9 protein-coding genes are annotated in these 13447 nt (G+C 71.1%); 1 reads left to right on the top strand and 8 read right to left on the bottom strand.

The window, feature by feature from the left end:
- Positions 1–38 precede the first annotated feature (38 nt).
- The 7 genes from ACFYP0_RS18245 to ACFYP0_RS18215 form a co-directional block, all read right to left on the bottom strand.
- Complete coding sequence (locus ACFYP0_RS18245) at positions 39–1187, bottom strand: MBL fold metallo-hydrolase (RefSeq protein ID WP_124854310.1); 1149 nt, start codon at positions 1185–1187, stop codon at positions 39–41.
- A 124-nt stretch (positions 1188–1311) separates the two neighbouring features.
- Positions 1312–2316, bottom strand: coding sequence for a serine hydrolase (locus tag ACFYP0_RS18240; protein ID WP_356980863.1), 1005 nt, complete (start codon positions 2314–2316; stop codon positions 1312–1314).
- 112 nt (positions 2317–2428) lie between these two features.
- Entirely contained in the window at positions 2429–3358 is a 930-nt protein-coding gene (locus ACFYP0_RS18235; protein WP_355501337.1) for an SDR family NAD(P)-dependent oxidoreductase, read from the bottom strand.
- Positions 3359–3371: 13 nt separating this feature from the next.
- The gene (locus ACFYP0_RS18230) at positions 3372–4556 is read right to left on the bottom strand and encodes a zinc-dependent alcohol dehydrogenase (RefSeq protein WP_355501425.1); all 1185 of its coding nucleotides are present in this window, start codon (positions 4554–4556) and stop codon (positions 3372–3374) included.
- A 270-nt stretch (positions 4557–4826) separates the two neighbouring features.
- Positions 4827–5591: a succinate dehydrogenase/fumarate reductase iron-sulfur subunit gene (locus ACFYP0_RS18225; protein WP_124854307.1), complete on the bottom strand. Its 765-nt coding sequence runs from the start codon at positions 5589–5591 to the stop codon at positions 4827–4829.
- A complete protein-coding gene (locus tag ACFYP0_RS18220; protein ID WP_124854306.1) occupies positions 5588–7525 on the bottom strand; it encodes a fumarate reductase/succinate dehydrogenase flavoprotein subunit in 1938 nt (645 codons plus the stop codon). Before ACFYP0_RS18220 ends, ACFYP0_RS18225 begins: the two co-directional genes overlap by 4 nt.
- A gap of 1 nt (position 7526) precedes the next feature.
- Positions 7527–8210 carry a succinate dehydrogenase cytochrome b subunit gene (locus ACFYP0_RS18215; protein WP_084597936.1) on the bottom strand — a complete coding sequence of 228 codons (684 nt, stop codon included), beginning with the start codon at positions 8208–8210 and terminating at the stop codon, positions 7527–7529.
- Between the two features lie 83 nt (positions 8211–8293).
- On the opposite strand from ACFYP0_RS18215, the gene ACFYP0_RS18210 reads away from it, so the two are divergent.
- Positions 8294–9226, top strand: a complete 933-nt coding sequence (locus ACFYP0_RS18210; RefSeq protein WP_356980860.1) for a LysR family transcriptional regulator — start codon at positions 8294–8296, stop codon at positions 9224–9226.
- A 79-nt stretch (positions 9227–9305) separates the two neighbouring features.
- Here the strand turns inward: ACFYP0_RS18210 and hrpA are convergent, their stop codons facing one another.
- Entirely contained in the window at positions 9306–13370 is a 4065-nt protein-coding gene (gene hrpA / locus ACFYP0_RS18205) for an ATP-dependent RNA helicase HrpA (RefSeq protein ID WP_356980858.1), read from the bottom strand.
- Positions 13371–13447 lie beyond the last annotated feature (77 nt).

The raw sequence follows: 13447 nt of genomic DNA, 5'->3' as shown, positions 1-13447 counted from the left end.
GCCTGGCCTGACTCAGGCGACGGCCTGCCTGGCCTGACTCAGGCGACGGCCTGCCACCAGCCGTCGACGGCGGGCGGGTCGTCGACCACCACCCGCTCGCCCGGCCGGGGGACGGCGAGCCGCACGTCGCGGGCCTTCGCTTCGGCCCACAGCCGGTCGACCGGCTCGGACCAGTCGTGCAGGGCCAGGTTGAACGTCGCCCAGTGCACCGGCACGAACAGCCCACCGCGCAGGTCGAGGTGGGCGCTGACCGCCTCCTCCGGGAACATGTGGATCGTCGGCCAGGCCCGGTCGTACGCGCCGATCTGCATCAGCGTCACGTCGAACGGCCCGTGCTCGGCGCCGATCTCGGCGTACCCGTCGAAGTAGCCGGAGTCGCCGGTGTAGAAGACCTTGCGGTGCGCCCCGGCCACCACCCACGAACTCCAGAGCGTGCCGTCGCGGCGCAGCCCTCGGCCGGAGAAGTGCTGGGCGGCGGTGGCGGTGATCTCCAAGCCGGCCACCTGGTGCGACTCGGACCAGTCCAGCTCGATGATCCGTTCGGCGGGTACGCCCCAGCGGTCCAGGTGTGCGCCCACGCCGAGCGGCACCAGGAACGGCGCGGACTGCCCGGCGAGCAGCGCCCGCACGGTGGCCATGTCGAGGTGGTCGTAGTGGTCGTGCGAGATCAGGATGGCGTCCAGCGGGGGCAGCTCGTCGATGCCCACCGGTGGCTCGTGCAGCCGGCGCGGGCCGACCAGGCCCGAGGGGGAGCACCGCTCGCTCCAGACCGGGTCGAGCAGCACCCGCCGGCCCTCGATCTCGATCAGGGTCGAGGCGTGGCCGTACCAGACGATGTTGAGCTCGTCGGTGGTGTCGGTGGCCTCCGGCCCGCCGGCGCTGGGGCGCAGCAGCGGGACGGCCACGGTCGGACGCCGCTTCTGCTTGCCGAAGATCAGCTCGCGGACCAGGTTGCGCCCCGGCTCGGCGATCATCGTGCGGGTGCCGGCCCGGTTGTGGAAGGTGCCCTCGCGGAACTGCGGCGAGCGGGCCGCCCGTTCGGCCCGCGCCCCGCTGAGCCGGCCACCCAGCGCCGCCGGCACATCCCGGGCGACCCACGCCAGGCCGGCCAGCGCGGCCAGGCCAGCGGCGCCCCGCATCCGCCGCCCGAGCGACCGTTCGACGTCCGTGTTCTGCGCTCGTGCCATTGCCGTCCCTCCGACGTGTCCGCCCTACACGGTAGTCACCCGGACCGACCCGTGCCTCGGTGGTCGCCACGCCGGGTCGGTCGCCGGCAGCGGCGACCGACCCGGGACGGACTCAGTGGGTGCCCTAGCCGCCGTTGCTGGGGCGTCGGGCGGTGATCCGGAACGTCCTGCCCACACCCGCGATCCGGTCCACCGCGGCCAGGAACTTCGGGCCCATGGCGGCCCGGGCCTGCACCGCCGGGTGGGTCGCGCCGAAGTCCTCCGGGTTGGCCTGCCCGTCGGCGAAGAGGGCGTAGGTGAGCACCGCCGCGCCGGAGCGGTCGAAGATCACGCCGGCCTCGTGCCGGGCGTCGGCGTACCAGCCGGCCTTGGTGGCGATCCGGGCCCGCTCGTCGGAGGACATGGTGCGCCGAATGCCGTCGGTGAACGCCACCGGGGAGCGCAGGATGCCCAACAGGTACGTCGTCGAGGCGGGGGAGAGCAGCGTGCCGGCGACCAGGGCGCGCAGCAGGTCGTGCGTCTCCCGGGGGGTGCTGGTGCCGAGGAAGAACCGGTTCGGGTTGGCCACCGGCTGGACCTGGGTGTTCGGGAAACCCTTGGCGACCAGGATGGAGTTGATCTCGGCGGCCGGGGCGACCAGCCCGCACAGCCGCACTGCCGTGTCGTCCGAGACGGTCAGCAGGTTGGCCAGCACATGCCCGATGGTCACCAGGCTCGGGTACGCGCCGTCCAGGCTGAAGATGCCGTCACCGCCCGGTACGACGATCGTCGAGCTCACCTCGACCTGCTGGTCCAGGGTGAGCAGCCCACGGTCGACCTTGTCGAGCACCGCCGTGGCGACGGCGATCTTGTTGACGCTGTACGCCTCGATCCGCCGGTCCGCGTCAGCCTCGACCGCTACCACCGGCGCACCGGCCGGGTCGGCGACGCTGACGTACGCCTGCCAGTTGCCGCCGGCCTCGGCGCTGTGCTTGGTGAAGACGGAGGCGACCCGGCGGGCGGCCCGAGCGGGGGTGGTCGGCGACGCCTCGGTGCTCTCGGCGGCGCTGGCCGGGGCGGCAGCGCCCAGCACCGTGCCGGCGGTGGCCACAGTGCCCAACCCGAGTGCCGTTCTGCGGTTCAGTCGCATGGTCAATCGTCTCCCCGATCGTGGTGTGCCAGAGCGCTTGCTGGCCCACCACCCTAGGCGAGTTGATCGATGCACGATGCCCCCGAATTTGTCCCGAACAGTCCCGAACAGGTCAACCGAACCGTCGACGCAGCGCGGCGCCCACCGCCACCACCGGCCCGGACACGAGTTGCCGCAGGTCTGGCAGGTGGCCGCCGCGTACCGCCTCGCCGGCCGGGTTCGCGGCGAAGACCGAGCCGTCGTGCGCGGCGACCGACCGTCCACTCAGGCCCGCCGCCCGCATCAACGGCCCGACGAGGACGTCGTAGATCCCCGGCAGTACGGTGAAGCCGGCCCGCAGCACCACGTTGAGCCGGCCCACCGACACCTCCCGGCGGGGCCGGTCCACACAGTCCACGATGGCCCGGGCCACCCGCTGCGGGCCGGCGACCGGCGGCGGAGGTCGCCCGATCCGGCCCAGGTAGTTGGCCGCCTGCTGGTACACCGGTGTGTCCACGCTGCCCGGGTTGACCAGACACAGCCGGATCTCCGGGCTGTCGCGCAACTCCTGCTGCACCGTCCGGGCCAGACCCTGCAACCCCCACTTGCTCGCCACGTACGCGCTCATGTACGGCGCGGTGATGTGTCCGAGCACCGAACCGGTGAGGATCACCGTGCCGGCCCCGGTGGCCCGGAAGTGCCGCAGTGCCACCCGCACCGAGCCGGCCGCGCCGAGCAGATCGGTCCGTACCACCTGGTCGAAGACCCGTTCCGGCAACTCGTCGAAGCGACCGTAGGCCATCACCGCCGCCGTGTGCACCCACACGTCGACGCGGCCGAAGCGGTCGATCGCGGCGCCCGCGAGCGCGTCCAGCGCGTCCGGCTCGGTCACGTCGGTCGGCACGGTCAGCACGTCGACGTCGGCGCACTCCTTGCGTACCTCGGCCAGGGTCGTGGTGGCGCGAGCGGCGAGGACCAGGCGGTCGCCGCGCTCGGCGAACGCCCGGGCCGTCGCCCGGCCGATCCCGCTGCTCGCGCCAACGATCACGACCACCCGGCTCACGGCACTCTCGCACTCATGGTTCGAGCACGACCTTGATGCAGCCGTCCTCCTTCTTCTGGAACATCTCGTACGCCTGCGGCGCCCGGGCCAGCGGCAACCGGTGGGTACGCAGGTCCTCCACGCCCAGCGGGTCGTCGTCGCCGGAGAGCAGCGGCAGGATCTCGTCGGTCCACCGGCGCACGTGGCACTGCCCCATCCGCAACTGGATACCCCGGTCGAACATCTCCATCAGCGGCATCGGGTCCGCCTCGCCGCCGTACACCCCGGACAGCGACACGGTGCCGCCACGGCGAACCGCCTTGAGCGCGGCGTGCAGGACGGACAGCCGGTCCACGCCCGCCCGGTCGGTCATCGTCTGGGCCAGTTTGTCCGGCAACAGCCCGGCGGCGGTCTGGGCCAACTTCCCCGCCGGCGAACCGTGCGCCTCCATCCCGACCGCGTCGATCACCGCGTCCGGGCCGCGGCCGTCGACCAGATCGATCAACGCGCCCGGCACGTCGGACAGCTGGCTCACGTCGAGCACCTCGATGCCGTGCCGGCGGGCCAACTCCAGCCGCTCGGGAACCAGGTCCAGCCCGATCACCCGGCCCGCGCCGAGGTGGCGGCCGATCCGCGCGCAGAACTGCCCGACCGGACCCAGGCCGAAGACGGCCAGGGTGCCGCCTTGTGGGGTGTCCGCGTACTTCACCGCCTGCCAGGCGGTGGGCAGAATGTCGGACAGGTAGAGGTAGCGCTCGTCCGCGCCGGTCTGCGGGATCTTGATCGGCCCGAACTGGGCCTGCGGGACGCGCAGGTACTCGGCCTGCCCGCCCGGCACCGAACCGTAGAGCGAGGTGTAGCCGAACAGGGACGCGCCCTTGCCCTCGCTGGTGACCTGGGTGGTCTCGCACTGCGCGTAGAGCTGGCGCGAGCACATCCAGCAACTGCCGCAGGCGATGTTGAACGGCACCACCACCCGGTCGCCCGGCTTGAGCCCGTTCACCTCCGACCCGACCTCCTCGACGACGCCCATCGGCTCGTGACCCAGGACGTCACCCGGCTTCAGGTACGGCCCGAGCACCTCGTAGAGGTGCAGGTCGGAACCGCAGATCGCGGTCGAGGTGATCTTCACGATCGCGTCGGTCGGCTCCTCGATCCGAGGGTCCGGCACCTCCTCGACCCGTACGTCCCGCTTGCCCTGCCAGGTGAGCGCCTTCATGTCCCTCATCCCCTTCACGCTGCCGTCTCGAAAGACTGCTACCCGCGCTCGGGCACTTGAACCGGCGGCCTGTCCCTGGCGTGTCTCTCGGGCTGGCCTCGGGCTTGGCGGTGGTTGCGGTGCGAGTCTGGGGGCGGCCGTCCCCGGTGCAGGGATCAAGCCTGACCGCCCGGAGCCGCGGACGGTCGCCCCAGCCCCCCACCGCGAGCAGAGACCGCCGTACCCCCGGGGAAAGCGGGATACGGCGGTCTGGCGTGGTACGGCGGACCCTCAGGAACCGGGGGTGTTGTTGGCTCCCTTGGCGGTGGCCGCGAGGTAGTCGCGGTTGAGCCGGCCGATGGTGTTCAGCGGGATGCCCTTCGGGCAGGCCGGGGTGCATTCACCCGCGTTGGTGCAGCCGCCGAAGCCGGCCTCGTCGTGCGCGTCGACCATGCCGATCACCCGGGTGTAGCGCTCGGGCTGGCCCTGTGGCAGCAGCGAGAGCTGGGTGAGCTTGGCGGCGGTGAAGAGCATGCCGGAGCCGTTCGGGCAGGCTGCCACGCAGGCGCCGCAGCCGATGCAGGCCGCCGACTCGAAGGCGGCGTCGGCGTTGGCCTTGGCCACCGGGGTGGAGTGGGCTTCGGGTGCGCTGCCGGTCGGCGCGGTGACGTAGCCGCCAGCCGCGATGATCTTGTCGAAGGCGCCCCGGTTGACGACCAGGTCCTTGACCACCGGGAAGGCGCTGGCCCGCCATGGCTCGATGTCGATCGTCTCGCCGTCCTTGAACTGCCGCATGTGCAGTTGGCACGCGGTGGTGCCGCGTTGCGGCCCGTGCGCGTCGCCGTTGATCATCAGGCCGCACATGCCGCAGATGCCCTCGCGGCAGTCGTGGTCGAACGCCACCGGGTCCTCGCCCGCGAGGATCAGCCGCTCGTTGAGCACGTCGAGCATCTCCAGGAACGACATGTCCGGGGACACGTCGTCGACCGGGTAGGTCACCATCCGACCCTTGTCCTCAGGGCCCTTCTGGCGCCAGATGCGCAGGGTCAGGTTCACTTGTAGCTCCGCTGCGTGGGGTGGACGTATTCGAACTTCAGGTCTTCCTTGTGCAGCACCGAGGGCTCGCCGTCGGCGGTGAACTCCCAGGCTGCCACGTACGCGAACCGGTCGTCGTCGCGCTGCGCCTCACCGTCGGGGGTCTGGTGCTCGGCCCGGAAGTGGCCGCCGCAGGACTCCTCGCGGTGCAGGGCGTCGATGCACATCAGCTCGGCCAGTTCGAAGAAGTCGGCCACCCGGCCGGCCTTCTCCAGCGACTGGTTGAGTTCCTCGCCGGTGCCGGACACCTTGACCCGCTGCCAGAACTGCTCGCGCAGGGCACGGATCTCGTCGATCGCCTTGCGCAGCCCGGCCTCGCTGCGCTCCATGCCGCAGTGTTCCCACATGATCTGGCCCAGTTCGCGGTGGAACGAGTCCACGGTCCGGTCGCCGTCGACAGCGAGCAGCCGCTGGACGCGGTCCTCGACGTCGGTGCGCGCCTCGACGGCCGCCGGGTGGCTGGCGTCGACCTTCTCCAGCGGACCGGAGGCCAGGTAGTTGGCGATGGTGGTGGGCAGCACGAAGTAGCCGTCGGCGAGGCCCTGCATCAGCGCCGAGGCGCCGAGCCGGTTCGCGCCGTGGTCGGAGAAGTTCGCCTCGCCGATCACGAACAGGCCGGGGATGTTCGACTGGAGGTCGTAGTCGACCCACAGGCCACCCATCGTGTAGTGCACGGCGGGGTAGATGCGCATCGGCACCTCGTACGGGTCCTCGCCGGTGATCCGCTCGTACATCTCGAAGAGGTTGCCGTACTTGGCCTCGATGGCCTTGCGGCCGAGCCGGCCGATCGCGTCGGCGAAGTCGAGGTAGACACCGAGCTTGGTCGGCCCGACGCCCCGACCCTCGTCGCACACGTTCTTCGCGGCGCGGGAGGCGATGTCGCGGGGGACCAGGTTGCCGAAGGAGGGGTAGATCCGCTCCAGGTAGTAGTCCCGCTCGTCCTCCGGGATGTCCTTCGGGCTGCGGTCGTCACCCTTGGTCTTCGGCACCCAGACCCGGCCGTCGTTGCGCAGCGACTCGCTCATCAGGGTCAGCTTCGACTGGTGGTCGCCGGAGACCGGGATGCAGGTCGGGTGGATCTGCGTGTAGCAGGGGTTGGCGAAGTACGCGCCCTTGCGGTGTGCCCGCCAGGTGGCGGTGACGTTGCAGCCCTTGGCGTTGGTGGAGAGGTAGAAGACGTTGCCGTAGCCGCCGGACGCGAGGACGACGGCGTCGGCCATCTCGGTGCTGATCTCGCCGGTGATCATGTCCCGGACGACGATGCCCCGGGCCTTGCCGTCCACCAGGACCAGCTCCAGCATCTCGTGCCGGGTGTTCATCTCCACGTTGCCCAGGCCGATCTGCCGCTCGAGGGCCTGGTACGCGCCGAGCAGCAGCTGCTGGCCCGTCTGGCCCCGGGCGTAGAAGGTGCGCTGCACCTGGGCGCCACCGAAGGAGCGGGTGTCCAGCAGGCCGCCGTACTCGCGGGCGAACGGCACCCCCTGGGCGACGCACTGGTCGATGATGTTGACGGACACCTCGGCGAGCCGGTGCACGTTCGATTCCCGGGAGCGGAAGTCGCCGCCCTTGACGGTGTCGTAGAAGAGCCGGTGCACGGAGTCGCCGTCGTTGCGGTAGTTCTTCGCCGCGTTGATGCCGCCCTGTGCCGCGATGGAGTGCGCACGCCGCGGGCTGTCCTGGTAGCAGTAGGACTTGACGTGGTAGCCCTGCTCGGCCAGGGTCGCGGCGGCGGAGCCGCCGGCCAGGCCGGTGCCGACCACGATCACCGTCATCTTGCGGCGGTTGGCGGGGTTGACCAGCTTGGCCTCGAAGCGCCGGGTCTCCCAACGCTTCTCGACCGGGCCGGCGGGAGCCTTGGTGTCGGCGATCGGGTCGCCCTCGGTGAAGAGTTCCATGTCAGGACACCAATCCGGTGAGTACGGCGAACGGGACCACCAGGTACCCGGCGCAGAGCAGCACGGCGAAGATCAGAGCCGCGGTACGAGCCCTGCGCTCGCCACGGGGCGTCTGCTGGCCGAGGCTGCGGAACGCGCTGAACGCGCCGTGGCGCAGGTGGAAGCCCACCGCGAGGATGGCGAGCGTGTAGAAGAGCGTGACGTACCAGCGCTCCGGGGCGAAGTCGGCGACGACGTTGCCGTACGGCTTGCTGGCGTCGCCGACCGGGTTCAGCGTGCCGGTGGTCAGGTCCAGCAGGTGGTAGATCACGAAGAGCAGGATGATCACGCCACCCCAGCGCATCGTGCGGGCCGCGTAGCTGCCGTTGACCTTCTTGCGGTGGGCGTACTTGACCGGGCGGGCGGCGCGGGCCCGCCGGGCCAGCACGGTGGCGGCCACGATGTGGGCGACGACCGCCACGACCAGCACGGTGCGCAGGATCCACAGGAACCAGACGCCGGGCAGCAGTGGCTTGCCGATGTCGCGCAGCCAGTGCGCGTAGTGGTCGAACGAGGTCTCCCCCGTGAACACCTTCAGGTTGCCGAGCATGTGGGCGATGAGGAACAGCGCCAGCAGGATGCCCGTCACCGCCATGACGGCCTTGAGGCCGACGTTCGAGCGGATGGGCGACCGAGTTTTCGTCATTACCACGCAACCGACGCTAGGAGCACTTCGATCAGTCGTCCAATGCATCAAACTCGCAGTGTTGATAGCCGTAGGCTATGTAGATGCAGCTCCATCAGCTCCGGTACTTCGTCGCGGTGGCCGAAGTACGACATTTCACCCAAGCCGCCGATCTCGTAGGCATCACTCAGCCTTCTCTCAGTAAGCAAATTCACGCTCTGGAGACCGACCTCGGGGCGCCCCTGTTCGAGCGGGTAAGGGGCAACATCGCGCTCACGGCGGCCGGTGAGGTGCTGCTGCCGTTGGCCACCCGGATCCTCGCCGACGTGGACACCGCCACCCGCGAGGTACAGGAACTGGTGGGGTTGCGCCGTGGCCGGGTCCGGCTCGGCGCCACCCCGAGCCTGGCCACCTCGCTCGCCCCGCCGGTGCTGCGCCGCTTCCGCGACGCGCACCCCACGGTGGACCTCAAGGTCGAGGAGGGTGGCTCCCAGGACCTGGTGCGCGACCTGCTCCGCGGCGACCTCGACCTGGCCCTCATCATCATGCCGGCGCAGGGGGCCGACCCCGGGCTGCGGGTCGACCCGATCCTGCGGGAGAGCCTGGTGGTGGCCTCGGTGGGGGAGGTGGCGACCGCGTCGCTGACCGGGGAGCTGCGGATCACCGACCTGCGGGACCAGCCGATGGTGATGTTCCGGGAGGGGTACGACCTGCGCGACGCGACCATCCAGGCGTGTCGGGAGGCGGGCTTCGAACCCACCTTCGCTGTGGACGGCGGCGAGATGGACGCGGTGCTCAGCTTCGTCGAGGCGGGGCTGGGCATCGCGCTGGTGCCGGGCATCGTCCTGGCCCGTCGCCCGGGCGTGCGGATCACCCCCCTCGCTCCGCCCGGGGTGCGGCGGACCATCGCGGTGGCCCGCCGACGCGACATCGTGCCCACCCACGCGGGACGGGAACTCCGGCGGATACTGCTGGACTACATCCAGTCGGCGATCGACCGGGGCGAGCTGCCCCCGGGCGTCGAGCCACTGACCTGACCCGCCGGGGCCCGGCACCGCGAAGAGGCCGGACGGGGGCCGCCGCCGCGAAGAGGTCGGCAGCGGCCCAGCCGTCGGCTCAGCGGCCCTCGGCGTCGTCCATCGCCCGGTAGATCCGCTGCTCAGAGACGGGGTACGGGGTGCCCAGCGCCTGGGCGAAGACGTTCACCCGCAACTCTTCGATCATCCAGCGGATCTGCCGGACGGCCGTCTCCTGGCGGCGGGCCGGCGACAGGTTGGCGAGCAGGTCGGCGTACTCCTTCTGCACCACAGCGATCCGGTCCTGCTGCTGGCGGTCCCGCTGCGGGTTGCCGCCCAGCCGCTCCAGCCGACGCTCGATGGCGGTGAGGTAGCGCAGCAGGTCGGGCAGGCGCGCGTACCCGGTCTCGGTGATGAAACCGGCGTGCACCAGCCCGGCGAGCTGGCTGCGGATGTCGGCCAGCGCCGCCACCACGGCGAGGTTGCGGGTCGCACCGAGCCGCTGCTCGACGGCGTACGCGGCGGCGAGGACCTTGCGGACCCGGTCCATCACCTCGACGACGGTGTCGACCAGGTCGGCGCGGACCTTCTCGCGCAGGGCCGCGAAGCCGTCGGCGTCCCACGCCGGCCCGCCGGCCACACCGATCAGCCGGTCGATGGCGGCGCCCGCCGCATCCTCGATCAGCTCCTGCACGCCGCCGTGCGGGTTGCGGCTCAACGCCAGCTTCGCCTCGTTGTCCAGCCGCCCCTGCAGGAACCGCGCCGGGGACGGCACGGTCAGCCGCAGCAGCCGGCGGATGCCGGCCCAGTGCGCCGCCTCCGCCTCGGCGGGGGAGTCGAACACCTTCACCCCGACCGTGGCGCCCTCGTCGACCAGCGCCGGGTACGCGGTAACCGCGTAACCGGCGCGGACCTGCTCGATGGTGCGGGGCAGCGTGCCGATGCTCCACTCGCGCAGGCCCGTCCGGGCCACCTCCGGTGCGGCGGCCGCCACCACCTGGCGTACCTCCTGGCGGAGTTGGCGTTGCAGGGCCGGCAGGTCCTTGCCCTCGGCGACCGGCTTCTCGTCGTCGCCGAGGACCCGGAAGGTCACCCGCAGGTGCGCCGGGAGCTTGCCCGGCTCCCAGGCGTCGCGGGGCACGGTCACCCCGGTCATCCGGCGCAGCTGCCGGGTGAGCGCGTCCAGCAGCGACTCCTCGCCGGGAGTGATCGCCGCCAGGGCGGCCCTGGCGTAGTCCGGCACCGGGACGAAGTTGCGGCGGATCGCCTTGGGCAGCGAGCGGATCAGCGCGATCACCGTCTCCTCGCGCAGCCCCGGCACCTGCCAGTCGAAGGTCTCCGCCGGCACCTGGTTGAGCAGCGGCAGCGGAATGTCCACCGTGACGCCGTCGTCCGGCGTGCCCGGCTCGAACCGGTAGGTCAGTGGCAGGCGCACTCCGTCGGCCTGCCACTCGTCCGGGTAGTCGTCCTCGTCCACCCCCGGTCGGCCGTCGTTGATCAGCAGGTCACGGGTGAAGGTGAGCAGGTCGGGTTGCTCGCGGCGGGTCTTCTTCCACCAGCTGTCGAAGTGCCGGCCGGAGGACACGTCGGCCGGGATCCGCTGGTCGTAGAAGCCGAAGATGGTCTCGTCGTCGACCAGGATGTCCCGGCGTCGGGCCCGGCTCTCCAACTCCTCGATTTCGGCGAGCAGCCGCTTGTTGTCCGCCCAGAACTGGTGGTGGGTCTGCCAGTCGCCCTCGACGAGGGCGTGCCGGATGAACAGCTCCCGGCTCAGCGTCGGGTCGATCCGCCCAAAGTTGACCTTGCGGGAGCTGACCAGCGGGACGCCGTACAGGGTGACCTTCTCGTAGGCCATCACCGCGGCCTGCTTCTTCTCCCAGTGCGGTTCGCTGTAGCTGCGCTTGACCAGGTGTTGCGCCAGCGGCTCGACCCACTCCGGCTCGACCCGGCCGGCGATGCGCCCCCACAGCCGGGAGGTCTCCACCAACTCGGCGGCCATCACCCAGCGCGGCGGCTTCTTGAACAACGCCGACCCGGGGAAGAGCGCGAACTTCGCTCCCCGCGCCCCCAGGTACTCGTGTTTCTGGGCGTCCTTCAGGCCGATGTGCGACAACAGGCCGGGCAGCAGCGACTGGTGCACCTTCGGGGTGTCGATCTCCTCCGGCAGGTCCGCGCCACCCCGGCGGCCCCGGCCGGCGTCCGCGTCGTCCGAGGTGTCGCGCGCCGGCCGCCCGCCACGCCGGTCGCCGTCGGACGGGGTACGCAGCACCTGGCGCAGTTGGCTGACGATGTCCTGCCACTCGCGGATGCGCAGGTAGTTCAGGTACTCCGCCTTGCACATCCGGCGGAATGCGCTGGAGGACAGCTCCCGCTGCTGCTCGCGCAGGTAGCGCCACAGGTTGAGGTACGCGACGAAGTCCGACTCCTTGTCGGCGAACCGGGCGTGCGCCTGGTCGGCCTGAGCCTGCTTCTCCGCCGGCCGCTCCCGGGGGTCCTGGATGGAGAGCGCGGCGGCGATCACCAGCACCTCGGTGGCGCAACCGTTGCGTTCGCCCTCGACCACCATCCGGGCCAGGCGCGGGTCGACCGGCAACTGGGCCAGCCGCCGGCCGAGCGAGGTGAGTCGCTTCGCCGGGTCGGCCTCGGTCGGGTCCAACGCGCCCAGCTCGTGCAGCAGGTTGACGCCGTCGGTGATGTTGCGCTTGTCCGGTGGGTCGATGAACGGGAACGCGGCGAGGTCGCCGAGCCCGATCGCGGTCATCTGGAGGATGACCGACGCCAGGTTGGTCCGCAGGATCTCCGGGTCGGTGAACTCGGGCCGGGAGAGGAAGTCCTGCTCGTCGTAGAGGCGGATGCAGATGCCGTCCGAGGTACGGCCACACCGGCCCTTGCGCTGGTTGGCCGACGCCTGGGAGATCGGCTCGATCGGCAGCCGCTGCACCTTGAGCCGGCTGGAGTAGCGGGAGATGCGGGCGGTGCCCGGGTCCACCACGTACTTGATGCCGGGCACGGTCAGCGAGGTCTCCGCGACGTTGGTGGCGAGCACCACCCGGCGCGAGGAGTGCGCGGCGAAGACCCGGTGCTGCTCGGCGGAGGAGAGCCGCGCGTACAACGGCAGGATCTCGGTGCCGAGGAGCGTTCGCTTCTTCTGCACCAGCTTGCCCAGCGCGTCGGCGGTGTCCCGGATCTCCCGCTCACCGCTGAGGAAGACCAGGATGTCGCCGGGGCCCTCGGCGGCCAACTCCTCGACGGCGTCACCGATCGCCTGGATCTGGTCGCGGACGGTCTCCTCGTCGCCGTCGCCGTCCTCCTCGCCCTCGGCGAGCTCGACGAGGGGCCGGTAGCGCACCTCCACCGGGTAGGTACGCCCCGAGACCTCGACCACCGGCGCGGGCACGCCCTCCGGCTCGTCGGCCGTGGGTGGCCCGGCGAAGTGCCGGGCGAACCGGTCGGTCTCGATGGTCGCCGAGGTGATGATCACCTTGAGGTCGGGTCGTCGGGGCAGCAGCTCCCGCAGGTACCCGAGGATGAAGTCGATGTTGAGGCTGCGCTCGTGCGCCTCGTCGATGATCAGCGTGTCGTACTGGCGCAACATCCGGTCGGTCTGCAACTCGGCCAGCAGGATGCCGTCGGTCATCAGCTTCACCAGGCTGCGCTCGCTGACCTGGTCGGTGAAGCGCACCTTGTAGCCGACCACGTCGCCCAACTCGGTGCCCAGCTCGTCGGCGATCCGGTCGGCCACCGTCCGGGCGGCCAACCGCCGGGGCTGGGTGTGCCCGATCAGGCCGTGCACCCCGCGCCCCAACTCCAGACAGATCTTGGGGATCTGGGTGGTCTTGCCGGAGCCGGTCTCGCCCGCCACGATCACCACCTGGTGATCGCGGATGGCAGCGGCGATGTCGTCCTTGCGCTCACTGACCGGCAAGCCCACCGGGTACGTGATCACGGGCACCGCCGCCTGCCGGGCGGCGAGCCGCTGCTCGGCCCGGACCAGGTCGGCGGTGATCTCGGTCAGCGCCGCCTCCCGACGCTGCGGGTCGCGCAGCTTGCGGGCACCATCCAGTCGCCGCTGGAGCCGGCGCTGGTCGCGGAACATCAGAGGTGTGAGGCGGCGGTGCAACTCGCGAACGGGGTCGGACGCGACGGAGGCGGTTGGATTCTGCATGTCGTGCCCAAGGATAGGCAGCCCGGCGGCGCACCGCCCCTGGGTTACCGAGCGGCCGGCTCCCCGACGGCCACCTC

The sequence above is a fragment of the Micromonospora arida genome, from assembly GCF_042873195.1.
Taxonomy (GTDB): domain Bacteria; phylum Actinomycetota; class Actinomycetes; order Mycobacteriales; family Micromonosporaceae; genus Micromonospora; species Micromonospora arida.
This window is presented reverse-complemented; position numbering and strand designations above follow the sequence as displayed.

Bases quoted from the DNA above. Each gene is read 5' to 3' on its own strand.
- ACFYP0_RS18245 (WP_124854310.1), bottom strand. From the start codon at position 1,187: ATGGCACGAGCGCAGAACACGGACGTCGAACGGTCGCTCGGGCGGCGG.
- ACFYP0_RS18240 (WP_356980863.1), bottom strand. From the start codon at position 2,316: ATGCGACTGAACCGCAGAACGGCACTCGGGTTGGGCACTGTGGCCACC.
- ACFYP0_RS18230 (WP_355501425.1), bottom strand. From the start codon at position 4,556: ATGAAGGCGCTCACCTGGCAGGGCAAGCGGGACGTACGGGTCGAGGAG.
- ACFYP0_RS18220 (WP_124854306.1), bottom strand. From the start codon at position 7,525: ATGGAACTCTTCACCGAGGGCGACCCGATCGCCGACACCAAGGCTCCC.
- ACFYP0_RS18215 (WP_084597936.1), bottom strand. From the start codon at position 8,210: ATGACGAAAACTCGGTCGCCCATCCGCTCGAACGTCGGCCTCAAGGCC.
- ACFYP0_RS18210 (WP_356980860.1), top strand. From the start codon at position 8,294: ATGCAGCTCCATCAGCTCCGGTACTTCGTCGCGGTGGCCGAAGTACGA.
- hrpA (WP_356980858.1), bottom strand. From the start codon at position 13,370: ATGCAGAATCCAACCGCCTCCGTCGCGTCCGACCCCGTTCGCGAGTTG.